At 65.9% G+C, this 21,796-nt stretch carries 18 protein-coding genes; 3 read left to right on the top strand and 15 right to left on the bottom strand.

Features of this window, described 5'->3' with window-relative positions; all coding sequences use genetic code 11:
• Positions 1-53: 53 nt before the first annotated feature.
• The 7 genes from mtnA to sucC form a co-directional block, all read right to left on the bottom strand.
• The gene (mtnA, locus tag ACLJEU_RS07510) at positions 54-1,151 is read right to left on the bottom strand and encodes an S-methyl-5-thioribose-1-phosphate isomerase (RefSeq protein ID WP_414661988.1); all 1,098 of its coding nucleotides are present in this window, start codon (positions 1,149-1,151) and stop codon (positions 54-56) included.
• A gap of 129 nt (positions 1,152-1,280) precedes the next feature.
• Positions 1,281-2,432 (bottom strand): SGNH/GDSL hydrolase family protein, encoded by a 1,152-nt coding sequence (locus tag ACLJEU_RS07515; RefSeq protein ID WP_414661989.1) that lies wholly within the window; start codon positions 2,430-2,432, stop codon positions 1,281-1,283.
• A gap of 126 nt (positions 2,433-2,558) precedes the next feature.
• The gene (locus tag ACLJEU_RS07520; RefSeq protein ID WP_414661990.1) at positions 2,559-4,322 is read right to left on the bottom strand and encodes a hypothetical protein; all 1,764 of its coding nucleotides are present in this window, start codon (positions 4,320-4,322) and stop codon (positions 2,559-2,561) included.
• Between the two features lie 113 nt (positions 4,323-4,435).
• The gene (locus tag ACLJEU_RS07525) at positions 4,436-5,683 is read right to left on the bottom strand and encodes an outer membrane protein assembly factor BamB family protein (RefSeq protein ID WP_414661991.1); all 1,248 of its coding nucleotides are present in this window, start codon (positions 5,681-5,683) and stop codon (positions 4,436-4,438) included.
• Positions 5,684-5,974: 291 nt separating this feature from the next.
• Positions 5,975-6,898 (bottom strand): succinate--CoA ligase subunit alpha, encoded by a 924-nt coding sequence (gene sucD / locus ACLJEU_RS07530; RefSeq protein WP_414661992.1) that lies wholly within the window; start codon positions 6,896-6,898, stop codon positions 5,975-5,977.
• 120 nt (positions 6,899-7,018) lie between these two features.
• On the bottom strand, positions 7,019-7,396 hold the full coding sequence (locus ACLJEU_RS07535; RefSeq protein WP_414661993.1) for a VOC family protein: 378 nt from the start codon (positions 7,394-7,396) through the stop codon (positions 7,019-7,021).
• Between the two features lie 128 nt (positions 7,397-7,524).
• Positions 7,525-8,706 carry an ADP-forming succinate--CoA ligase subunit beta gene (sucC, locus tag ACLJEU_RS07540; RefSeq protein WP_414661994.1) on the bottom strand — a complete coding sequence of 394 codons (1,182 nt, stop codon included), beginning with the start codon at positions 8,704-8,706 and terminating at the stop codon, positions 7,525-7,527.
• Positions 8,707-8,855: 149 nt separating this feature from the next.
• On the opposite strand from sucC, the gene ACLJEU_RS07545 reads away from it, so the two are divergent.
• A complete protein-coding gene (locus ACLJEU_RS07545) occupies positions 8,856-9,344 on the top strand; it encodes a phage regulatory CII family protein (protein ID WP_414661995.1) in 489 nt (162 codons plus the stop codon).
• A 263-nt stretch (positions 9,345-9,607) separates the two neighbouring features.
• Here the strand turns inward: ACLJEU_RS07545 and rph are convergent, their stop codons facing one another.
• The 8 genes from rph to ACLJEU_RS07585 form a co-directional block, all read right to left on the bottom strand.
• The gene (gene rph / locus ACLJEU_RS07550; protein ID WP_414661996.1) at positions 9,608-10,360 is read right to left on the bottom strand and encodes a ribonuclease PH; all 753 of its coding nucleotides are present in this window, start codon (positions 10,358-10,360) and stop codon (positions 9,608-9,610) included.
• Positions 10,361-10,456: 96 nt separating this feature from the next.
• Positions 10,457-11,470, bottom strand: coding sequence for an HPr(Ser) kinase/phosphatase (gene hprK / locus ACLJEU_RS07555; RefSeq protein ID WP_414661997.1), 1,014 nt, complete (start codon positions 11,468-11,470; stop codon positions 10,457-10,459).
• Between the two features lie 80 nt (positions 11,471-11,550).
• Complete coding sequence (lptB, locus tag ACLJEU_RS07560; RefSeq protein WP_414661998.1) at positions 11,551-12,294, bottom strand: LPS export ABC transporter ATP-binding protein; 744 nt, start codon at positions 12,292-12,294, stop codon at positions 11,551-11,553.
• Positions 12,291-12,968 carry an LptA/OstA family protein gene (locus ACLJEU_RS07565; RefSeq protein ID WP_414661999.1) on the bottom strand — a complete coding sequence of 226 codons (678 nt, stop codon included), beginning with the start codon at positions 12,966-12,968 and terminating at the stop codon, positions 12,291-12,293. Before ACLJEU_RS07565 ends, lptB begins: the two co-directional genes overlap by 4 nt.
• On the bottom strand, positions 12,965-13,414 hold the full coding sequence (gene lptC, locus ACLJEU_RS07570; RefSeq protein WP_414662000.1) for an LPS export ABC transporter periplasmic protein LptC: 450 nt from the start codon (positions 13,412-13,414) through the stop codon (positions 12,965-12,967). Before lptC ends, ACLJEU_RS07565 begins: the two co-directional genes overlap by 4 nt.
• A 62-nt stretch (positions 13,415-13,476) precedes the next feature.
• Positions 13,477-14,085: a KdsC family phosphatase gene (locus tag ACLJEU_RS07575; RefSeq protein WP_414662001.1), complete on the bottom strand. Its 609-nt coding sequence runs from the start codon at positions 14,083-14,085 to the stop codon at positions 13,477-13,479.
• A 51-nt stretch (positions 14,086-14,136) separates the two neighbouring features.
• On the bottom strand, positions 14,137-16,173 hold the full coding sequence (locus ACLJEU_RS07580) for an alpha-ketoacid dehydrogenase subunit alpha/beta (protein WP_414662002.1): 2,037 nt from the start codon (positions 16,171-16,173) through the stop codon (positions 14,137-14,139).
• 393 nt (positions 16,174-16,566) lie between these two features.
• The gene (locus ACLJEU_RS07585; RefSeq protein WP_414662003.1) at positions 16,567-17,517 is read right to left on the bottom strand and encodes a sugar-binding transcriptional regulator; all 951 of its coding nucleotides are present in this window, start codon (positions 17,515-17,517) and stop codon (positions 16,567-16,569) included.
• A gap of 114 nt (positions 17,518-17,631) precedes the next feature.
• Here ACLJEU_RS07585 and ACLJEU_RS07590 point away from each other — a divergent pair, with 114 nt between their 5' ends.
• The gene (locus ACLJEU_RS07590; RefSeq protein WP_414662004.1) at positions 17,632-20,883 is read left to right on the top strand and encodes a TonB-dependent receptor domain-containing protein; all 3,252 of its coding nucleotides are present in this window, start codon (positions 17,632-17,634) and stop codon (positions 20,881-20,883) included.
• Between the two features lie 85 nt (positions 20,884-20,968).
• A complete protein-coding gene (locus ACLJEU_RS07595; protein WP_414662005.1) occupies positions 20,969-21,784 on the top strand; it encodes a glycerophosphodiester phosphodiesterase in 816 nt (271 codons plus the stop codon).
• Positions 21,785-21,796: the final 12 nt, after the last annotated feature.

Raw genomic sequence — 21,796 nt, forward strand, 5'->3', positions numbered from 1 at the left:
GCGTGATTTGCGGGAGGCATTCCCCAGTTTAACCCGGGAAGCCCCTTCGCCGCTCACTTGGCGAGATCGGGAAAAAGCGCGCGCAAGCCCTCGGTCGTCGCCGCGCACACGCCGCGCTCGGTGATCAGCCCGGTGACGAGCCGCGCCGGTGTCACGTCGAACGCCGGATTCGCCGCGGGACTGCCCTCGGGCAGGAGCGCGATCGTGGCGACGGATCCGTCCGGCAGCAGGCCACTGAGGTGCGACACTTCGCGCGCGGACCGTTCCTCGATCGGGATTTCGCGGAGGCCGTCCCGGAGCGTCCAGTCGATGCTCGGTGACGGCGCCGCGACGTAGAACGGCACGCCGTTGTCGTGCGCCGCGAGCGCCTTCAGGTAGGTGCCGATCTTGTTGCAGACGTCGCCGGTCGAGGTGGTGCGATCGGTGCCGACGATCACGAGATCGACCTCGCCGTGCTGCATGAGGTGGCCGCCGGCGTTGTCCGCAATGACCGTGTGCGGCACACCGTGATTGAGCAGTTCCCACGCCGTGAGGCTCGCGCCCTGGTTGCGCGGACGGGTTTCGTCGACCCAGACATGGACGGGCAGGCCGGCATCGTGCGCGGCATAAATCGGCGCCGTGGCCGTGCCGATATCCACCGCACAGAGCCAGCCAGCGTTGCAATGCGTGAGGACGTTGACGCGGGCGCCGGCCGGCTTGCGGGCGGCGAGCGCGCGAATCAGCGGCAGACCGGCTGCCGCAATGCCTCGATTGAGGGCGATGTCCTCGACGCACATTTCGGTGGCGAGACGGCGGGCGGCGTTGGCGCGATCCGGCGAGGCAAGCGGCGCGACGTGCGCCCGCACCCGGTCCAGCGCCCAACGCAGATTCACCGCGGTCGGACGCGTCGCCACCAGTGTCGCGTGCCCCCGAGCGAGGCCCGCGTCCGAGGCGTCAGCGCGCAACGCGAGCCACAGGCCCCACGCTGCGGTGGCTCCGATGAGCGGCGCGCCGCGTACGAGCATGGCGCGAATCGCGTGTGCGGCGTCATCGAGCGTCGTGAGACGCGTGGTGACAAAGCGGTGGGGCAGTTGCGTCTGATCGATGATCTCGACGGCGGTACCGTCGGCCGTCGGCCAGATCGTCCGCATGGGCTGGCCGGCGACGTTCATGCTTAAGGATTGATCAGGCGTGCTTTTGTTTCTGTAGCAGGCGGGGGCGACCTCACCCCGCGAGACGTGCGGACACAGCGGGAGGAAAGCGGGCTGGGAGCCCCCGCCCACATTCAGGCACCTCGTGAATCACCGTTTCAATGCTGTGCGCAGGATCGGTTCCATCACGTCGGCCTGGCGCATGAAGCCCAGATCGCTGGCGTGGGAGGCATCGGTCGCGCCCTCGGTGTCGGTGCCGTAGAGGGCGTCACCAGGAACGTAGTACAGGTTTTTCACGCCTTCCTTCTGCAGGGTCTCGAACGCGGCCTTGAGCGCGGCGTGGTTGTCGGTGTGGAACTTCGCCTTCGCGGGGGTGATCCAGTCGTTGGTGAAGCGGCGATCCTCGACCAGCACGATCGGCGTATTCGGTTTGGCCGCACGCAGCTGTTTCACGAGCGGGACGGTGCGTTCCGTGACCTGCGCGGGCTGCATGTTGGGCAGGCAGTCGATGACGTAAATGCTGGCGTCGATCTTGACGAGGTAGTCGCCGACGGCGGTGTCCATCCGGCCGTTGCCGGAGAAGCCGAGATTCACCACGGGCGAATCGAAACGCCGGCCGAGAATCGCGGTGTGCACCATGCCGGGGCGCGAGGCGCAGGCGCCGTGCGTGATGGACGTGCCGTAAAACACGATCGGTTTCGCGCGCGGGGCGAGGCCCTCGAACTTGGAGCCGGCGGGCACGCCGATCTCGAGTGACTCGACGCCGTTGTAGAGCGGCAGGTAGGCGGCATACTCGCGGTAGCCGGGCGCGAGATCCTTGATGATCTCGGCGCGCACTTCCTGCTTGTCCGGCTTGGTCACCTGCACCCAGCGCCACTTGCCGTTGATGTCGCGGGCGTAGAGGTCGACGCCGCTGACGCCCGTCGCCGGCATGTGCGGCATGCCGATGCGATCCTTGAGCAGCTTGTAATGCACGTGAATCGACGTGGCGTCGGTCTTGAACCGCACCATCATGCCGGAGCTGTCGCGGCTGAGACTCCAGACGGCGGGCGTGACGGTCTTTTGCGCCGCGGCGGGAAAACGATCGAACCAACGCAGCCGCTCTTCGTTGCCCCACTCGCGGCCCTCGACGCCCCAGGTGGTGACGTCGTGCCAGGTGAGGTTGGCGGCCGCGGCCTTGTTCACGCCCATCGCCGGATCGAGGCGGGAGATGTCCGGGGCCGGGGCCTTTGGGGCCGTTGCCGCCGCGAGCGGCAGCGTCAGAAAGGTAAGAAGCAGCAGGAAGCGCGGGGTGGAGTCCATGTCTCCGTTAAGTCGAAGTGCCCGCGGCGCGGCAAGGCGCGAAACATCGACGCGAGGGCGTTTCGCGCGCAGATCCCCTCGTATGCGGCACGGAGCCGCGCGCGAGTTTCGTTTGAAACGCTGGCGCTAGTTCGACGCGACGGTCAGGTCCACTTGCCAACCGCGCCGGAGAAACGCATCGAGCCACGGCGCCAGCGCGGACCAGCGAATGGCACTGTCGGCTACGATCACGACTTGCGGCGCAGGGAGTTTTCCATCGTTGAGCAAAGCCTCCAACGCCACCGCATCGGCGAGCGGCGCGTAGGCCAGCGCGCCAAACGCAGCGGGCGCGGCGAGGCTCGCGGCTGCGCCGGGGGCCGGAAGTTGGCGCGCGGCGGTGACCTTGAGTGCGTCGGCGCGGCCGGTGACGCGCAGCACGAGATTCGCCGGTGGCGGCGTCGCGGTGAACGCCACGCTGCCGGACACGGCACCGGGCGCGGCGTCCGCGATGAGGCGGGGTGGCGCGGCGAAGTCGGCGCTCGCGGCGGCAATGGAGGTCGACGCGTTCACGGCATCGCCGACCGTGACACCCGCCGTCGGTCGCACGTTGGTTGCCAGTTCGAGGCCGAGGTGGCGGCGCGCACCGACCAGCGCCTGCAGTTGTTCGCCCGGCGTGCCGGACACGCTGCCGGCCACGGAGGGCTCGGCGAGGTGCCACGTGCCGCCGGGCCGAACGTCGATCCGCAGGCTAACGCGACCCGCGGTCGCGGGCAGTGTGCGCAGCGTGGCCGCGACCTGCAATTGGCGACGCAGCGTCGCGGCGGCTGGGGAAAGCGAGTCGTCGGGCAGGCCGGCCAGCACGGGTTCGAGCGCGGCCAGATAACGGCGCACGAGGAGCAGCGGTGCGTTGCGCGTTGCCGTAGTAGTGCCGGCGGCGGCGGCGTTGAGCAACGCCACGGTTTCGGACGCGCCGAGCTGCCAGCGGATGCGATGGGCGGCCGCGGGCACGCGCGCCAGTCCGGGACGCGCGGGAAAATCGATGAACACCTGATAGGCTCCAAAGGCGCCGCCATTGAGATCAGCGGCGGCCACGGGAAACGGGAACGTCTGATCGGCGCCCGGTGCAAGGACCGTGACCTGCTCGGCTCCCGCGGGCTTGTTCGGCGATCGATACACGCGGATGCCGGCGTCGTCGACGAGCCAGAGATCCGCGTCGAGCGGCCAGGTCAGCGGCAACGGCTCCTTGCCGGTATTCCGCACCCGCACGTGAAAGGTTGCGGCGCCGAGCGCGGGCAGTCGGTCCGGACCGGTGACGGCGGCCTCGATGCCCCGCCGCGCGCTCCGGGCGTCGCGTTGCGTGAGATAGTCCGGCACGCTCACCAACTCGACCGCGACCGGCGGCGTGTCCGCCTCGCCGCGCCAGAGTTCAACGCTGCGCGGATACGGCGGCTTCTGTTCCGGCATCACGCCGACATAGCGCCCGCGGAGTTGATAGCGGCCGGTGCGCGTGATGAACACCCAGTCGGCCAGCATCGATTCGAACGCGTTCTCGCGTCCCGGCAGAATGATCGCCGGCTTGGCAAACGCATGCGCGGCGGCCGGGCCCGGCGGAATGGGCGGCAGGTCGACGCCGCCTTGGCTGACAATGAGGCGGCCGTTCAACCGGCAGCACGCCTCCCAGACGAAGGCCATCGGCTTCGCGGTGGGGTTCGTGAAATGCCAGGTCAGCGTGATCGGATCGCCGACGACATGCGTCTCGGCGACGGGAATTTCCAGCCGGGCCGTGACCGGTTGCGCCGACGCCCCTAAGGCCGCGCCTAGGGCCAGCGTCGCGGCGAGCGAGCGGCCAAAGCGAAGGAGGCGGGAGTGATCCTGGGTCCTATGATCGGACCGCGGCGAGTGAAGTGGCACGATGCACGGATCCTATGCGAGCGCGTGATCGGATCAAACTCGTTGCGCAGTCCGCGCGCTGATTGGCGGCGCATCATGCCAGCCGCGTTACCGCACCGCCGGTGCGGCGTCCGCTACTTTCCGATGCGCCACAAATGCGACTTCGAGCGCAGGAAGAGCGTGTTGTCGGCGACGGCCGGAGAGGCGAGGGTGCGTTCGCCCAGATCGTTTCGGGCGATGACTTCGTAGGCCTTGCCGGCCTTTAGCACGGTGCCGACACCTTCCTCGTTCTGAAAATAAATCCGGCCTTCGGCCGCGATCGGCGAGGCGGAGAAATCGCCGCCTCGCCGCTCGCTCCAATGCACCTGGCCGGTCTTCGCATCGAAACACGTCGCGATGCCGCCGTCGGAGACGAGGTAAAGTTCATCGCCGACGACGAGCGGCGACGGCGTGTTCGGGGCGCCCTTCGCGTAGGACCACACGATGTGGGTATCGGTCGCGTCGCCGGCCGCACCCTTCGGATTGATCGCGTAGATCATCGGGCGCATGAAGCACGAACTCACATAGAGCAGGCCGTGCGCGTAGACCGGGCGTGGAATGATCGAGAAGCCCTCGCCGTAGCGCACGCGCCAGAGTTCGCGGCCGTCCTGCGGCGCGTAGGCGGCGACAAAGCCGCTCGCCGGGCTGATGATCTGCGTTGCGCCGTCGACCTCGATGGCGAGGGGCGTGGAGAAGGAAAACTTGTTGCGGGCGGGCGTCTGGCGCGGGGTTTTCCAGCGCGCGGTCCCGGTCTTGGCGTCGAGGGCCACGATGAACGGATCCGTTTTGCCATCGCAGTTGAGCACGAGCAGGTCGCCGATGAGCGCGGGTGAACCGCCGTTGCCGTGCATCGGCGCGTACGCGAGGGAGGTCTGGCGCCAGAGCACCTTGCCGCTGAGATCGAGCGCGGCCGTCCCCATGTGGCCGAAATGCACATAGATCACGCCGTCACGCACGATCGGCGTCGGACTCGCGTGGCTGTTCTTCTTGTGAAACTCCTTTGTGGCGCCGGCCTCAGCGGTCATCACTTCGACTTTCCAGAGCAGCTTGCCGCTGGCGGCATCGACGCACAACGCGTGCAGCGAAGGCATGGCTCCGTCGCCCTCCGCGGCCGTCAGGTAAAGCTTCCCGGCGACGAGCACCGGCGAAGACCAACCTTCACCCGGGAGCGCGGTTTTCCAGGCGACGTTGGCCGTGGCGCTCCACTGGGTGGGAACGTTCTTCGCGCTGGCGAGGCCCTGGCCCGTCGGGCCGCGAAACTCGGGCCAGTCGGCCGTGGCCCGGGCGGCGCCGACGAACGAGACCAACGCAAGCAGTCCGACACGCAGTGGGGCAGAGTTCATGGTGCGAGGGGTACAGCAGGAGACGCACCGAAATCTGCCTCGTCAACGGACGAGTGGACGGATTCCGCGCCGCCTCTCCGCGTCGAGATCGATCGGCCACCGCGGCTCACCGGGAGCGCCGACGTAGCGCCGGCAATTTTAATGCAAGCACACCGGAGGCCTGCGCTCCCGCGGCAGCCGGATTCAGCTGGAACGTTTTCTCTCACGCGCCGCATTGCGGAGTTCAAAACGGCGAGGCCGGCGGCTTGGGGACAAGCCGCCCTAGCTTCGATCAGACGTTTCGACGATCGCTTACGAGAGCGTCACACCCTTGGCCTTCGCGGCCCGGAGCAGGGCGTCGGCCATGTCGGACGGCGTGACTGCGACTTCGATGCCGCATTCCTTGAACACGGCGATCTTGGCGGCGGCGGTGTCCTCGGCTCCACCGACGATGGCGCCGGCGTGACCCATGCGGCGACCGGCGGGAGCGGTGGCACCCGCGATGAAACCGGCGACCGGCTTCTTGCAGTTCGCCTTGATCCAGCGCGCGGCCTCGACCTCGGCGTTGCCGCCGATTTCACCGATCAGAATGATGCCGTGCGTCTCGGGGTCGGCGTTGAAGAGCTTGATGACATCCAGATGCGAGGTGCCGTTGACGGGATCGCCGCCGATGCCGACGCAGGTCGTCTGGCCGATGTTCTTCGAGGTAAGTTGGAAGACCGCCTCGTACGTGAGCGTGCCCGAACGCGAGACGACGCCGACGTGGCCCTTCTTGTGAATGTAGCCCGGCGCGATGCCGATGCGGCAGCCGCCTTTGGAACCTTCGCCCGTGCCCGGCGTGACGAGGCCGGGGCAGTTCGGGCCGACGAGGCGGGTTTTGGCGCCGAGCATCGCACGCTTCACGCGCACCATGTCGCGGACCGGAATGCCCTCGGTGATGGCGACCGCGAGATCGAGGCCGGCGTCGACGCCCTCGAGAATCGCGTCGGCCGCGAACGGCGGCGGCACGAAGATCGCGGAGACCGTGGCGCCGGTGGCCTGGGCGGCTTCGGCGACGGAATTGAAGATCGGCACCTTGTGCGCGCCGTGTTCGAAGAACTGGCCGCCCTTGCCCGGGGTGACGCCGGCAACGACCTGGGTGCCGTAGTCGAGGGACAGGCGGGTGTGTCGTGCACCGAATTCGCCGGTGATGCCCTGGATGAGGATCTTCGTTTCAGGAGTGATGAGGATGGCCATGTCGGAAAAAGGTGAGAGTTGTCGGTTGAGAGTTGAGAGGGACGGGAGCAGGAACGTGAGAGGTGAGGGCTCTGAAGATTGGGTCTTTCAACGCTCAACTCTCAGCTCTCAACTGCGCCGTCAGGCGCGTGTCTTACGCTGGTGGATCAGGAGGGAGTTGCCGTCGGGGTCGTGGATGATCGCCATCCGGCAGACGGGGCTTTCGAAAGGCTCCATCCGGAAGCGAACCTGGTGCTGGCGTAGCTGCGCGATCGCGGCGTCGAAGTCTTCGACTTCCAGTGCGACGCTGCAGCCGTCGGGACTCGGCTTCATTTGCGGGGCGGAACCGATGCTCAACGTGCCGCCGCCGATGTCGTACTCCGCCCACTGCATCCCGCCGGGTTCGCCGTAAAGCATCGTCGACTTCAAGCCCAGTACGCCCTCGTAGAATCCGCGCGCGCGGACGAAGTCGGTCACCGGGTAGCAGGAGAAGGCGATTTCCTTCGCGCGGATGCTCATGGTGGGTGGGAGCAGAGTTGAGAGTTGAGGGCTGAGAGTTGAGAGCCGGTCCGGGGTTCAGAGCGGGATTCCGTTGGGTGATCCACTGCTCTCAACCTTCAACTCTCAGCTCTCAACTGCCGATGGCCTCACGCCACCAGCTTCACGATCTTCTGCGCGGCGTCCGCCATCGTGTCGCCGCTGACGAGTTTGAGGCCGGATTGGTTGAGGGTCGCCTTGCCGGCGACGACGTTGTTGCCCTCGAGGCGGACGACGAGCGGGAGCTTGAGCCCGACTTCCTTCACCGCCTCGACGATGCCCTGGGCGATCACGTTGCAGTCCATGATGCCGCCGAAGATGTTCACGAGAATTCCCTTCACGTTGGGATCGCCGAGGATGATCTTGAACGCCGCAATGACCTGCTCCTTCGAGGCGCCGCCGCCGACGTCGAGGAAGTTGGCCGGCGTGCCGCCGAAATGCTTGATGATGTCCATCGTGCTCATCGCGAGGCCGGCGCCGTTGACGAGACAGGCGATGTTGCCGTCGAGCGCGATGTAGCTGAGCGAGTACTTCGAGGCGGCGATTTCCTTCGGGTCTTCCTCGTTGAGATCGCGCAGGGCGACGATCTCCGGGTGACGGAAGAGGGCGTTGTCGTCGAACGACACCTTGCCGTCGAGGGCGAGCACGTCGCCCGCGGGCGTCGTGATCAGCGGGTTCACCTCAACCATCGCGGCGTCGGTGTCCCAGTACATGTTGTACAGGCTGCGGATGAGCTTGCCGGCGTTCTTCGCCTCGACGCCCGTGAACCCGAGCTTGAAGATCAAATCGCGGACCTGGAAATCGGCGAGGCCGTAGGCCGGATCGACGAAGACCTTGTGGATCTTCTCCGGCGTGTCGTGCGCGACCTTCTCGATTTCAACGCCGCCTTCCGTCGAGGCCACGATGACCGGACGGGATGTGGCGCGGTCGAGGAGGATCGCGAGGTAATACTCCTTCTTGATCTCGCTCGCGACCGTGAAGTACACGGTCTGCACCTTGCGCCCGACGGGCCCGGTCTGGATCGTGACGAGCGTGTTGCCGAGCATCTTGCCGGCGATCTCCTTCGCGTCGTGCTTCGTCTTGCAGAATTTCACGCCGCCCTTGAAGCCGTCGGTGAACGTCCCCTTGCCGCGGCCGCCCGCGTGGATCTGGGATTTCACCATCGTCGGACCTTCCGGCAGCTGGGAAAGTGCGTTGGTGAATTCTTCCGGGGTGGTGGCGGCGGCGCCTTTGGGCACGGGCACGCCGTACTTTTCGAAGAGCGCCTTGGCCTGATACTCGTGGATATTCATTTGAGAAAGAAAGGGGGACGCGCAGTTAGCCAGACGCGGGGGCGGTTAGGCACGCAAAAAATCCGGTGATTGTGCGGCGTGCCCGCCGCTGTAAGGGCGGCCACGCGCGGGATTGCGTTTCGCTAATGTGAGTTCACGCTTCATCGGGCATGCATTCGCACGAGGTGATGAGGGAGGTTTTGAAGAAGACCAGCGCCAAGCAAATCGCGGCCGACATGGCGCTGTCGCTATCCTTGATTTATAAGTGGGCCGAGCCGCCCGAGGAGGACAGCGGCAGCGGCGCGAGCAGCCCGCTCGAGCGCGTCGGTCAGCTCATTCGCATCAGCGGCGACACCCGCGTGGCCCAATGGGTGTGCGAACAGGCGGACGGATTCTTCATCCGCAATCCGCACAATCTTCCGCCCACGCTCAACGTGATTCCGGCGACCAACGACATCGTGCAGGAGTTCGCCGACATGCTCGCCACCATCGCGAAGGCGTCGGCCGACAGCGTCATTTCCAAGGACGAAGCCCGCACCATCCGCCGCCGCTGGGAGGAGTTGAAGAGCGTGACCGAAGGCTTCGTGAAGGCCGCCGAGAACGGGAGCTTCGCGCCGCTGAAGGCAACCGGCGACGAAAAGTCTGACGCGGCGTCGTAATACCAATCGCTCTTTGCTTTTGGACTTTAGGCGTGGCTACGAGCGCCAGCGAGTGGCAGTTCGGCCACTCGCTGGCGCTCGTACCCACGATCGATCCAGAAGTCCAAAAGCAAGCAGCGATCGGTATAAGGGGTTCCACCGGCGCCCGGCCGCGGCAATGCGCGCGAGCGAGGGGATCGGCGCCGGAACGGCCGCCGAACCGCCACTCGCTGGTGCTCGTAGTCACCACGATCCCGATGGGTTTCGGGACTGGGGCCCGGATCTCAGCGTGCGAGCAGTTGCTTGGTCAGAAAGGCGTTTTGCAGCGACGAGATGTCCTTCAGTCCTTTTTGCGCGAGCGCGAGGAGACTGGAGAGCTGCTCCTGGGAAAAGGTTGCCTCCTCGCCCGAGCCCTGCACTTCGACGAACTGGCCGCGGCCGGTCATGACGATGTTGAAATCCACTTCGGCGTCCTTGTCTTCCACATACGCGAGGTCGAGCAGGTCGCGGCCGCCAAACACTCCGGCGCTCACCGCGGCCACGGAATCCGTCAGCGGGTTCTCGGGAATCTTTCGCGCGTCGAGGAGCTTTTGAATCGCGAGCCGGGCCGCCACATAGGCGCCGGTGATCGCCGCCGTACGCGTGCCGCCGTCGGCCTGCAGCACGTCGCAATCAAGCCAGAGCGTGTTCTGGCCGAGTTTCTGCAGATCGATGACCGCCCGGAGTGAACGGCCGATCAGCCGCTGAATCTCAATCGTGCGCCCGTCGATCTTGCCGCGCGAACTGTCGCGCTGTTTGCGGTCGAGCGTCGAGTAGGGGAGCATTGAATACTCGGCCGTGAGCCAGCCGCCCGGGACTTTCTGCTGCTTCATCCACGTCGGCACATTCGGCTCGATCGTGGCGCCGCAGATGACGCGCGTCAGACCGAAGGAAACCAGCACCGAGCCCGTGGCGTACGGCGCGATGTTGGGCTCGAAGGTAATCGTGCGCAGTTGATCAGGAAGCCGGCCGTCGGCCCGCGGAGCAGAGGAAGACATGCGCGCAAGGCAGGCCGTCCGCTGTCGCCGAGGCAAGACGCAAGACGGCGTCCGACTCGCCGGCGGCCCCGGTGCGCAGCGGGAGAGACAGCGGCGTCAGATCTCCGGCGACGGCTCGTCGAGCTCGCGGATCACGGGCCGGATCTTCGTGGTCTTCGGCTCCTTCGCCTGGTCGGTCATGTATTTGATCAGGCGGTCGTTGAAATCTTTCGCGGGATCGTGGCCCATTTTCTTCAACGCCTGCGTCAGCGCGGCGACCTCGACGAGCCGCGCGATGTCGCGACCGGGCCGGACGTAAAGTTCGATGTGCGGCAGCGGCATCCCGAGAATTTCGTAGGTGTTGACCTCGAGGCCGGTGCGTTCCTCGACGACGTCGGGCGTCCACTCCTTGAGCGACACCACCATGTCGATGCGCTTTTCGAAGCGCACGCATTTCACGCCGAACATGTCCGCGACATTGATGATGCCGATGCCGCGGCACTCCATGTAGCCGCGGTTGAGCGGCCGGCTCGAGGCCATCAGTTCGCGTTCGTCGAGCAGCCGGATGACGGTGAGATCGTCGGCAACCAGCGAGTGGCCGCGCTCGATCAGGGCGAGGGCGCACTCGCTCTTGCCCACGCCGGAATCGCCGCGGAGCATCACGCCCACGCCCTTGATATCGAGCGTGGTCGCGTGCTCGGTGCCCTTCGGCGCGAACTCATTGTCGATCGCGAGCGTCGCCAGGTTGATCCAGTTCATCGTGATCATCGGCGTGCGGAGAATCGGGAGCTTCATCTCCTCGGCCACCCTGAGCATCGGCTGCGTCGCGTGATAGTTCCGGGTCAGCACGATGCAGGGAATGCCGCGCCGGGTCATCTGTTGCAGAATCTGGACCTGCGTTTCCTGTGACAGCGTCTTCAGGAATGTCATCTCGGCGGCACCGAGCACCTGGACGCGCTTGTTCGCGAAATACTTGAAGAAGCCCGTGAGCGCGAGCGCCGGCCGGTTGATGCTGCCCTCGTGAATCAGGCGGTGCAGACCGCGCTGGCCGACGACGAGATCCATTTTCAACTTCTCGCGGTACGTCTCGAAGAAGTGGGCGACCGTGATGCCGTGGATGGCTTTTTGCATGGGGGAGGCGCCCGCGAATTGCGCGAATCTGCGCGAATCTGGACGGATATTGGTGTGATTCGTGTGATTCGCGGGCAATCCTAGAGATTGAAGCCCTCGCCGAGGTAGAATTTCCGCGCCTGCTCGTCGCGGATCAGGAAGTCGCCCGTGCCCTCGGTCAGCACCTTGCCCTGGTGGATCAGGTACGCGCGGTCGACGATGCGCAGGGTTTCCCGGACGTTGTGGTCCGTCACCACGACGCCGATACCGCGCGACTTGAGCTGCAGGATCATCTTCTGCACCTCGGCGACCGAGATGGGATCGATCGCGGCAAACGGCTCGTCCATCAGCAGAAACTTCGGGCGCGTCACCAGCGCGCGCGCGATCTCGAGCCGGCGTCGCTCGCCGCCGGAAAGGGTGAATGCCTTCTGCTTCGCGACGTGCCCGAGGTTCAGTTCCTCGAGGTGCGTGGCCACGCGGGCCTTGCGCTCCCGCCGCGGCACGCCCACGGCCTCGACGATCGCGAGGATGTTTTCCTCGACGGTGAGTTTGCGGAAGACCGACGCCTCCTGCGGCAGGTAACCGATCCCGTGGCGCGCGCGCTCATGCATGCGCAGTCGCGTGATGTCGGTGCCGTCGAGCAGCACGCGGCCGGACGTCGCAGGCACCAGCCCGACCACCATGTAGAACGTCGTGGTCTTGCCGGCGCCGTTGGGGCCGAGCAACCCGACGACTTCGCCGGCGCGAAAGCGCAGGCTCACGCCGTTGACGACCGTGCGGGAGCCGAAGGTCTTGACGAGGCCGTCGGTCTGGATTTCCGACGCCAGCGGAGAAGGGGCGCTCATTTCGGCGAAGGAATCGGAACGGTGATCGGCGGCGGCGTGGCTTCCGTGGCGGGCGGGACGGTAATCGCGCCCGGTTCCGGCGCCTTCTTTTTCTTTTCCTTCTCCTTTTCGTAGCCGAGGTCCTTCAACGCCGGGAGCGTGATGCGCGGCCGCTCGCTGCCGTCACTCAGGATCTGCGCGCGCCGCTCGCCGCGCAGCAGCACCATCTTCGGACCGCTCGCCTGATACTGGCCGTCCACGCTGCGCACCTTGGGATTGCCGGTCAGCACGACCTTGTCGTCGCCGGGAAACACCTCGGCCCGTTCACAGCTCGCTTCGCGATCGCTCTGCACGATCCGCACGTTGCCGGTGGCGACGAGCGATTTGAAATTCTCCTGCTTGCCAAACGTCGCCGCCGGATCGCCGCTGCGCTTCGCGATGACCTCGAGGTGGTCGCACGTCAGCTTGAGGTTCGTGCCGCTGACCGTGACGCCGTTGCGAAACGTGAACGTCGTCTCCTTCTCGGTGCTGACCATCTCCGCCGCGCCGCTTTCGATTACCGTCGGCACCAGCGGAGCGCTCGCAGCCGCGGCTGCGGTCGTCGCGGCCGCCTTGGCGGCGGCGTCCTCCGCCGCGAAGGCGCGCGACAGCAGGGCGAGGACAAACAGGCACACGGACGCGCGGCGGAAAATCATTTCAGGATGTCGTTCAGTTGAGCGCGGAACGTGACGCGCACCTTCTGTTGGAGCGAAACTTTTTTGGCCTTGTGATCGTACTCCCAGCCGAGGCCGGTCACTTCGACGTCGTCGCGGATCAGGCGGACGCTCTTGTCGCCGGACGCGCGATTTTCCTTGGGCACAAACACCGCGCTGGGGCTGAGTAGGATGGAGTCGACTTGGGCCGCGGCGTCGCCCGTGAAAATCGTGATGCTCAGGTCCGTGACCGCAATGCTCCGGCCCGCCGGACGCACTTCCGTGCCGCGCAGCGTCATCGAGCGGAAGCCTTCCTTGTCACTGAAGATCGGCAGCACCCAGTTCACCGCGGGAGCCGGCGCCGGCGCGGCGGACGGCGCGGCGGCTTCGCCGCCGGGGAGAAGGGAGCAGGGAGCAAGGAGCAGGGCCAGCCAGCCGATCCGGGACACGGTCGACCGGCGGTTTCCAACGGAGACCGAACTCTTGGAGGTGGGTGACTGCAGCACGGAGATCATACCGCGCCGCTTCCTTTTCTTTTTCCCGTCCGCCTTGGTCCCACCCGAGCCGCCCGTCCCGCCGCCGCGCGATTGGTCAGGAGATGGTCACACACTTCCCGCACCGCACCGTGGCCGGCTTCCCGGGTGGTCACGTAGTCCGCTGCGGCGAGCGCTGCCGGCATCGCGCCAGGCGGCGCGATGCCGATGCCGGCCCACGCCATCGCGGCCACGTCGATCGTGTCGTCGCCCATGTACGCGCATTGCTCCGGCCCGAGGCCGAGGCGGGCGGCGAGTTCCTGCAGGGCGTTGATCTTGTCCACCCGGCCTTGGATGACATGTGGGATCGCAAGTTCCTTCGCGCGCGCGGTCGTCGCGCCGGACGGCCGGCCGCTGATCCAAGCGGTGCCAATGCCGGCGTGCCGCAATTGGTTCAAACCCATGCCATCGAGAATGGAAAACACCTTCGACTCCGTGCCGTCCGACGCGATGCGGACCGTGCCGTCCGTCAGCACGCCATCGACATCCATCGCGAACAAGCGAATGGCCGCCCAGCGCGCGCGACCGACGCGCTCCGCTCCCGTCGAGGGCGAACGGCGTACGGCGGAAAGACGGCGACGTGGCATGAGGGAAAGAACTTCCACTCCGAAATCCTCAATCCGCAATCCGCAATTGCCTCACCCCATCCAGGCCGTGATGCGCTCGATGATCGCTTCCTTCGTCGGTCGGAAAACCTGCTCGAGTTCCGGTGCGAACGGCACCGGCAAATCCAGCGCCGCAATGCGCAGCGGCGCCGCCTTCAGCGTGGCGAAATTCTGTTCGGTGAGCTGCGCGACCAGCTCCGCGCCGAAGCCGTGCGTGCGCCGGCCTTCGTGCAACACGATCAAGCGGCCGGTGCGTTGCAGCGATGCCCGGATGGCGTCGAGTTGCAGCGGCGCCAGCGCGCGCAGATCGAACAGATCAAACGACGTTTCGTATTCGCCTGCGAAGTAATCGCACGCCTCGCCCGCGAGGTGCACCATCTCGCCGTAGGTCACGAACGTCGCGAAGTCACCTGGCCGGACGTGGCGCGGCTGCCACACGGCGCGGTAGTGCGGATCCCAGACGACGGGTCCGCGGCTACGCCGATAGAGCCCCTTGTGTTCAAAGAGAATCACCGGGTTATTGTCCTCGTAGGCGGCGAGCAGCGCGTTGAACGCGTCCTGCGGCGTGCTCGGATAAAGGCCCTTGATGCCGGGCATCGACAGGAACAGCGACTCCAGTTCCTGCGAGTGAAACGACCCGAAGGTGAGTCCGCCGCCGCACGGAAACCGCAGCACGAGCGGGCACGCCGCGCCCGATCGAAAGTGCATGGTCGCGGCGTTGAGCGTGATCTGGGTCGTGGCCTCGGTGGCGAAATCAGCGAACTGAAACTCCTCGATCGGCCGGTGGCCGTTGAGCGCGAGGCCGATCGCGTAGCCGGTGCACGCGCTCTCCGCGAGCGGCGTGTTGATCACGCGGGTGCGACCGAAGTCGCGGTAAAGGTGCTCGGTCACCTTGAAGGCGCCGCCGTACGTCGCGATGTCCTGACCCAGCAGGATCGACTCGGGGCGCTCGGTGAGAATCTTGCGCAGCGCGAGATTGATGGCCTGCGCGGCGTTCAACGACGCGGGCGCGGCGGGCTCGGCTTTCCACGGCAACGGCGCGGCGACAGGTGCGAAGACGTCCGCTTCCATGGTGCCCGGAACCGGACGCGCGGTGGCGATTGCCTCCTTGACGCACGTTTCGAGAAACGCCTCGACGTCGCCCTCAATGCGCTCGACCGGCGCGAGACCGATCAGGTCGACCAGTTGCGCCCGGGTGCGCGGCATCGGATCGCGGGCGAAGAATCCCTCGCTCTCGCCGGGTCGCAGGTAATCGCACGTGTCGTACGCGGCATGGCCGCGCAGCCGGAGCGTCCGGGCTTCGATCAACACGGGGCGCGACGTCGTCCGCACCCGATCGATCGCGGCCGCGAGCGTGCGCGTCACGTGCGGGATGTCCGTGGTGCAGTCGAGCGCGAAGCCTTCGATGCCGTAGCCCGCGGCCCGGCGCCAGAGTTCGGTGCCCGTGGCAAACTGTTCGGAAATCGGCGTCGAATACGCGTACTCGTTGTTTTCGATGATGAACACCACCGGCAGCGACAGCAGCGATGCCAGGTTCATCGTTTCGTGGATGTCGCCCGTGCTGGACGAGCCGTCGCCGAAGAAGGTGAAACCGACCGCGGGCCGGCCGAGCCGCCGCTGCGAATCCGCCGAGCCGGCCACGTTCGAAAGCATGGCACCGAGATGGCTGATCATCGGCAGCGAACGGTTGGCCGGATCCCCGTGATGGATGTTGCCCTCGCGCGCCTGCGTCGGACTCCCGGCATTGGCAAAATACTGGTTGAGGTGATCGCGGAGATTGCCGCTCCAGATCAGATGGCCGCCAGAGTCGCGGTGCGTGAACGAAACGACGTCGATGGCCTTGTCGGCGAGCAGCGCCAGCGGCACGATCAGGCCTTCATTGCCCTGGCCGCCGGTGACAGTCCCGCGGATCAGGCCCTGGCGAAAGAGCTCGAGGATGCGGTTGTCCGACACGCGCGCCAGATACATCCACGCATAGATGCGGGCCAGCGCATCGGCCGGAGAGGCGTCGAGGTCGGCCGCCCGCAGGGTGCGGGCCGCGAGGATCGCGGGAGGAGAGGGAGGTGCCATGAACTTTGGCGCGGAAGGTGAGGGCGGTGCGCGGCCGCGGCAAGCGAGAGATTCGGAGGCTTCCAATACCGGAAACCGGAAACCGGAGACCGGAGTCGGGGGAAAACCCGGAGACCGGATTCGTGCAAAATCGGAGACCGGAGACGGGAGACGGGAAATCGAATCGGTGAGTGGAACACGCGATTTCCCTCGCGAGCGGTCGAATCCAAACCTCGGTTGTCGTAGCCACGACGCCTCCGGCGAACCACAGGCGGGAAGCGATGTGAAGACGCACAGTGCCGAATGATATTCGGCTGTCTTCCTTTAGCTTGTCCGGTCTCCGGTTTTGCACGTATCCGGTTTCCGGACTCCGGTTTCCGGTTTTGGCACTCCGGCTTCCAGTGTACAGCAGGCTTACTTTCCGAGCAGCGCCTGTGCGCCGGTGTCGTCGATCACCAGCGATTTCAACAGCCCGCCACGCAACGCCGCCGCCACGGCGGGCGCACGCTCCGGGCCGGCGGCCACACCGATCACCTGGGGAATCTTCCGGAGGAATTCCAGTTCGACGCTGATCGCGCGCTTCGACCATGGCGAACTGCACTCGCGGCCGCGGGCGTCGAAGAAACGACCGCAGATTTCCCCGACCGCGCCGCTCCCGCGCAACTGCGCGATGTCAGCCGCGTTCAACACCCCGCGATCAATATAGACGGAATTCTCGAGCGGGCCGACGCCCACCAGCGCCGCGTCGGCCTGACGCAGTTTCTGCCACACCGATCGAATCTGGTGCGAGGCGAGGAAAACGTCACGGGTCTTCTTGTCGGGCACAAAGGCCGGCGTGCTCAGCATCAGGAATTCGCCGCCCCACAGATTCACGAGGGTGCGGCCGAGTTCCAGCGCGTCCACCGGCGAGATGTTGGAATCGATGCTGCCCATCGCCTGGACCAGCGTGAGCCGGCGACCGTTGCCCCGGCGCAGGCCGCGGACCACGTCGGCCACGCTGCGCCCGCCGCCGAGCGCGACGATCCCGGCCTGCGGCAGAAGCGACGCCACGAACGGCGCGCCGAAGTGTCCGACCGTCTGCCGCGCGGCCTCACGGCTGGCGAGCGGCGCCGTCTTGATCACGGCGACGGCACGCAGGCCGAACTTCGCGGCGAGCTGATCCTCCAGCGACTTCAGCCGGGGATCGTACTGGTCGACCGAGATTCGGACGATGCCGCGCTCGAGCGCGACAGCAAGGAGGCGGGATATCTTCGTCTGCGACACGCGCACCAGGGCCGCAACCTCCGTCTGCCCGAGGCCGTCGAGGTAGTAGAGCGACGCCGCCATGCGCAGCACATCGTCGGAGTAGTCGGCTTTCTTCGGCATGCGAGGGTGACGAACCTGTGACGATCTCGTGCCGGTCATGCAAATATTTAGGCGAATAAAATTTTCACTCGCAGCAGCTCGCTTTTCGGCGCACGCCTTCGCTCGATTCTGACCATGCGATACCAAACCCCCGTTAGCGCCCTTCTCGCGATCACGCTGGCTGCGGCTGCGTCCGCGCAGTCCGTGACTCCGCCCAAGGCTCCGGCCACCGGCGGCGAACAGCCGGTTCAGCTCGAGGCGTTCACTGTCACCGGCTCCAACATCCGGCGGGTCGATGCGGAGACGGCCCTGCCTGTCACGGTGATTGAGAAGACCGATCTCGACGCGCGCGGCGCGGCGACGATGGCCGAATTGTTCGAGACGCTCGGCGCCGCCGAGATCTCCGGCATCACGGAGATCAACAACGGTCCGCAGCTGGCCCGCGGCGACGTCGCCTCGATCGATCTGCGCGGCATCGGCTCCGGCAGCACGCTGACGCTGCTCAACGGCCGCCGCATGGCACCGCATCCGATCTCGATGGCGGAAAACGGCGTGCCGTCCCTGGCGGTCAACATCAACACCATCCCGCGCGCCCTCGTGGAACGCGTCGAGATTCTCCGCGACGGCGCCTCGGCCATCTACGGCTCCGACGCCGCGGCCGGCGTGATCAACAATTACGTGTCGCGCACCTTCATGGGACGCGGCGTGACGTTGAAGGGCTCGATGACCCAGCACGGCGGTGCCAACGAGTTCAACGCAACGGCGTTCGAGGGCTTCAAGGTCGGGAAGACGCACCTGTCGGTCTCGCTCGATTATTTTCACCGCGACGCCCTGTCCGCGCACGATCGCGACTTCGCGAAGAACGCCGACCTGCGCGTCAACCGCGCGCTGCCCGCGCCGTGGAACGGCATCCCGGTGGTTGATCCCGCGACGGGCGCGGTCTTCGCGCGCGACAACGATTTCAGAAACGCCAACAGCGTGAACCAGTGGGGCCAGTGGCAGCGCGGCGCGATCCAGTCCGACTACCTGACCTTCGTCGGCGCGCGACCGGCGGGCAACACCGGCATCACGACAAGCACGACGCCGCCGGCGGGCGTGGCGACGATGGCCGCCGACGGCATGTTCTATCTCTGGCCGAGCGCGGCGGGCGTGATGTTCAAACAGACCGCTCCCTCGACCAACATCGACAATCCGGAGAACGCGGCGTACTCGAACTGGAACAAGTGGAAGATGCTGCTGCCCGCGACGGATCGCGTGCAATTCGCGACCTTCTTCGATCGGCCGATCAACGACAAGCTGAGTGCTTTCGGCGATTTGCTCTTCTATCGCGCCTACAGTCGTACAGGGCGCGAGCCGGTGAATTTCAAGAATACCGATGACCAGGGCATCTATCTTCCCGCGGCCAATCCGTGGAATCCCTTTGGCGTCCGCTTCTACCATCCGACCGGCCAGCCCAACGCCGACGGCACGCAGCGTTTGGTCGGCGCGCCTGCCGACGTCTCGCTCTGGACCGGCATTTCTCCCGGACAGAACACCGGCGACGGCTTCAAGCCGCGCGAAACGGAAGTCTACAGCTACGCGTGGCGCGTGCTCAGCGGCCTGCGCGGCCGCATCGGTGCGACGTGGGAGTGGGAGTCAGCCGTGGTCGCTTCCGGCGCACAGACGCACGAGTATGAGCATTTCCAAGTGCGCGAATCGTTCCTGCGGCGCGCGCTCAACCGGACCGACGCGACGGCGTTCAACCCGTTTCCCGTCACCTTCAAGATCGCGAACAACCAGATCGTCGTCGACCAGCTCTTCACCAATCCGACGTCGGTGCTCGATGGCATCTACGGTGACGAGGATCGATTCGGTCGCACCGGCCTTTACATGTGGGACCTGAAGGTGAACGGCCGGATCGGCCGCTTCTTCACCGGGGGCGACATCGGCATCGCGGCCGGCACCGAGGTGCGTTACGAATCCTATTCCGACGGGCGTGCGAGCTATGTCGGCGTCAACCCGCCGGGTTCCGGCAGCCAGTTCCCGTTGTTGCGGGAAGGTGACAACGACTTCCTCGCGCTGAGCTCGAACGTGCCGATCGACGCCCATCAGACGATCTACGCGGCGTATGCCGAGACGGCGCTGCCATTCGTCACGCGCGAGAATCGCATCCCCTTCGTGAACTCGCTGGAGCTCTCGCTGGCGGGCCGTTTCGAACACTTCTCGATTCACGGCCAGACCACCAAGCCCAAGGCCAGTCTCGTGTGGAAGCCGGCCGCGTGGCTCAAGCTGCGCGCGTCGGCGGCGGAATCGTTCCGCGCGCCGAATCTCGTGCAGACGAACATCACGCCGTTGCGCCGCCAAATCTCCGCCGACGATCCGTATCGCTTCGAGGTCACCGCTCTGCGTTCCGACGGCACGGCGCAGCGCACGGTCTTCCGTCAGGGCAACCAGAACCTCCAGCCCGAGGAGGCGAAAACCTGGGTCGCCGGTTTCGTGCTCGAGGTGCCGAAGGTGCGCGGCCTCTCGGTCTCCTTCGATTATTTCAAACTGAATCAGAACAGCGTCATCGAGAACGTCGGCGCGGCTGCCGCGATCGACCGCGATGAAGTCCTGCTCGATCTCGCCACGCAGGCTGAGCTCGCGAAGGGCACGCCGATAGACAGCATCGATCTCGGCTCCGGGAGCGCCGCCTACAAGGGCTCAAGCAAGATCGTCCGCAAGGCGGTCACCGCTGAAGACCGCGCTGCCTTCGCGGCGTACAATGCCCGCCAGACCAGCAATAACAGCCGGCGCGCGGCGGTGGGTGAGTTTGTCAGTGTAATCGACGACTACCTGAACCTCAGCGGTCGCGACATCCAGGGCTACGAGTTCGGCATCCAATGGCGTGGACCGAAAACGCGGCTCGGCCAGTTCTCGTTTTCGAGCGAGGCGACGCACTACGTGCTCCGCCGCTCCAAGGCCGATGAGTCCTCTCCGATTCTCGATGAACTCGGCCGCAACGGCCGCGTCAAGTGGCGCGCCAACTCCTCCGTCTCCTGGCGGCAGGGCCCGGTGTCCGCGGGCTGGTTTGCGAACTACTTCGGCTCGACCGTCGACACGTCCGCCGCGACCACCGAGGCGATTTACCGGGCGCTCGGCAGTCCGGAATATATCCGGGTGTTCAACGACAATGGCATCACCCGTTATCTCCTGAACGTCGATCCGATGATCACGCACAACGCCTGGATCTCGTATCGCTTCGACAAGGACGCGCGCCCCTGGCTGAAGGGCGTCTCCGTGCGCGGTGGCATCAACAACGTCTTCGACACCGATCCGCAGCTGGCTGACGAGCAGTACGGTTATATCTCCGGCTCGGCCAACCCGCGCGGCCGGCAGTTCACGATGGAAGTTTCGAAGCGCTTCTAACGCACCCCGCCGCTTTCGTGTCCGCGGTGGGGCTGGCGCCGGGTTTTCGGATGGCGTCGGACCCATTCGCCCAAATATTGCTCTCATGAAACTCCCCCCGGCCCTGGTGGCCGTCACCCTCGCGGCCCTGACGGCCGTTTCCCTGTCGGCCGTCGACATCGTTGCCCATCGGGGCGCATCGTTTGACGCACCGGAAAACACCCTCGCCGCCGAAAAGCTCGCGTGGAAGCAGAATGCGGACGCGGTCGAGACGGACATCTACCTGACCAAGGACGGCAAGCTGATCGTCTCGCACGACAAGACGACCAAGCGTACGGCCGGCCGCGACGCCGCCATCGCCGATCTCACGCTCGCGGAATTACGCGAGCTCGACGCCGGCAAGTGGAAGGGCGCGCAGTTTGCCGGAGAAAAACTCCCGACGCTCGCGGAGCAGATCGCGCTCATTCCCGCCGGCAAGCGGATGTTCGTGGAAATCAAAATCGGGCCGGAGATTGTGCCCGAACTCGCACGTGAACTTGTCCGGACCGGGGCTTCCGAAAAGAACATCACGATCATCAGCTTCAACTACGAGTCGTTGAAGGAAGTTCGGAAGCAGCTGCCGCGTTATCAGACGCAGTATCTCGTCGGCTACAAGAAGCCCGACGGCAAGGCACCGGCGAAGAAGCAGCCCACGCTCGACGAGATCATCGCCGAGGCGAAGGCCGCCCAACTGACCGGGCTCGATCTGCAGAGCACGTGGCCGCTCTCGAAGGAGGACGTGAAGACGATCCAGGCGGCCGGCCTGCAGTTGCACGTGTGGACGGTCGACGACGTAGCGATCGCGAAACACTGGATCGATCTCGGTGTGGCCAGCATCACGACCAACCGTCCCGGCTGGCTGCGGGAGCAGTTGAAGCTGTGACCGTGCGATCGG

Source organism: Terrisphaera buseokensis, from assembly GCF_047521145.2.
Classification (GTDB): Bacteria; Verrucomicrobiota; Verrucomicrobiia; order Opitutales; family Opitutaceae; genus ER46.

What these genes read in the sequence shown, in the direction of transcription:
- mtnA (WP_414661988.1), bottom strand. Translation starts at nt 1,151, where the DNA reads ATGAACGTCGCCGGCCAGCCCATGCGGACGATCTGGCCGACGGCCGAC.
- ACLJEU_RS07515 (WP_414661989.1), bottom strand. Translation starts at nt 2,432, where the DNA reads ATGGACTCCACCCCGCGCTTCCTGCTGCTTCTTACCTTTCTGACGCTG.
- ACLJEU_RS07525 (WP_414661991.1), bottom strand. Translation starts at nt 5,683, where the DNA reads ATGAACTCTGCCCCACTGCGTGTCGGACTGCTTGCGTTGGTCTCGTTC.
- sucD (WP_414661992.1), bottom strand. Translation starts at nt 6,898, where the DNA reads ATGGCCATCCTCATCACTCCTGAAACGAAGATCCTCATCCAGGGCATC.
- ACLJEU_RS07535 (WP_414661993.1), bottom strand. Translation starts at nt 7,396, where the DNA reads ATGAGCATCCGCGCGAAGGAAATCGCCTTCTCCTGCTACCCGGTGACC.
- sucC (WP_414661994.1), bottom strand. Translation starts at nt 8,706, where the DNA reads ATGAATATCCACGAGTATCAGGCCAAGGCGCTCTTCGAAAAGTACGGC.
- ACLJEU_RS07545 (WP_414661995.1), top strand. Translation starts at nt 8,856, where the DNA reads ATGCATTCGCACGAGGTGATGAGGGAGGTTTTGAAGAAGACCAGCGCC.
- rph (WP_414661996.1), bottom strand. Translation starts at nt 10,360, where the DNA reads ATGTCTTCCTCTGCTCCGCGGGCCGACGGCCGGCTTCCTGATCAACTG.
- hprK (WP_414661997.1), bottom strand. Translation starts at nt 11,470, where the DNA reads ATGCAAAAAGCCATCCACGGCATCACGGTCGCCCACTTCTTCGAGACG.
- lptB (WP_414661998.1), bottom strand. Translation starts at nt 12,294, where the DNA reads ATGAGCGCCCCTTCTCCGCTGGCGTCGGAAATCCAGACCGACGGCCTC.
- ACLJEU_RS07565 (WP_414661999.1), bottom strand. Translation starts at nt 12,968, where the DNA reads ATGATTTTCCGCCGCGCGTCCGTGTGCCTGTTTGTCCTCGCCCTGCTG.
- ACLJEU_RS07575 (WP_414662001.1), bottom strand. Translation starts at nt 14,085, where the DNA reads ATGCCACGTCGCCGTCTTTCCGCCGTACGCCGTTCGCCCTCGACGGGA.
- ACLJEU_RS07580 (WP_414662002.1), bottom strand. Translation starts at nt 16,173, where the DNA reads ATGGCACCTCCCTCTCCTCCCGCGATCCTCGCGGCCCGCACCCTGCGG.
- ACLJEU_RS07585 (WP_414662003.1), bottom strand. Translation starts at nt 17,517, where the DNA reads ATGCCGAAGAAAGCCGACTACTCCGACGATGTGCTGCGCATGGCGGCG.
- ACLJEU_RS07590 (WP_414662004.1), top strand. Translation starts at nt 17,632, where the DNA reads ATGCGATACCAAACCCCCGTTAGCGCCCTTCTCGCGATCACGCTGGCT.
- ACLJEU_RS07595 (WP_414662005.1), top strand. Translation starts at nt 20,969, where the DNA reads ATGAAACTCCCCCCGGCCCTGGTGGCCGTCACCCTCGCGGCCCTGACG.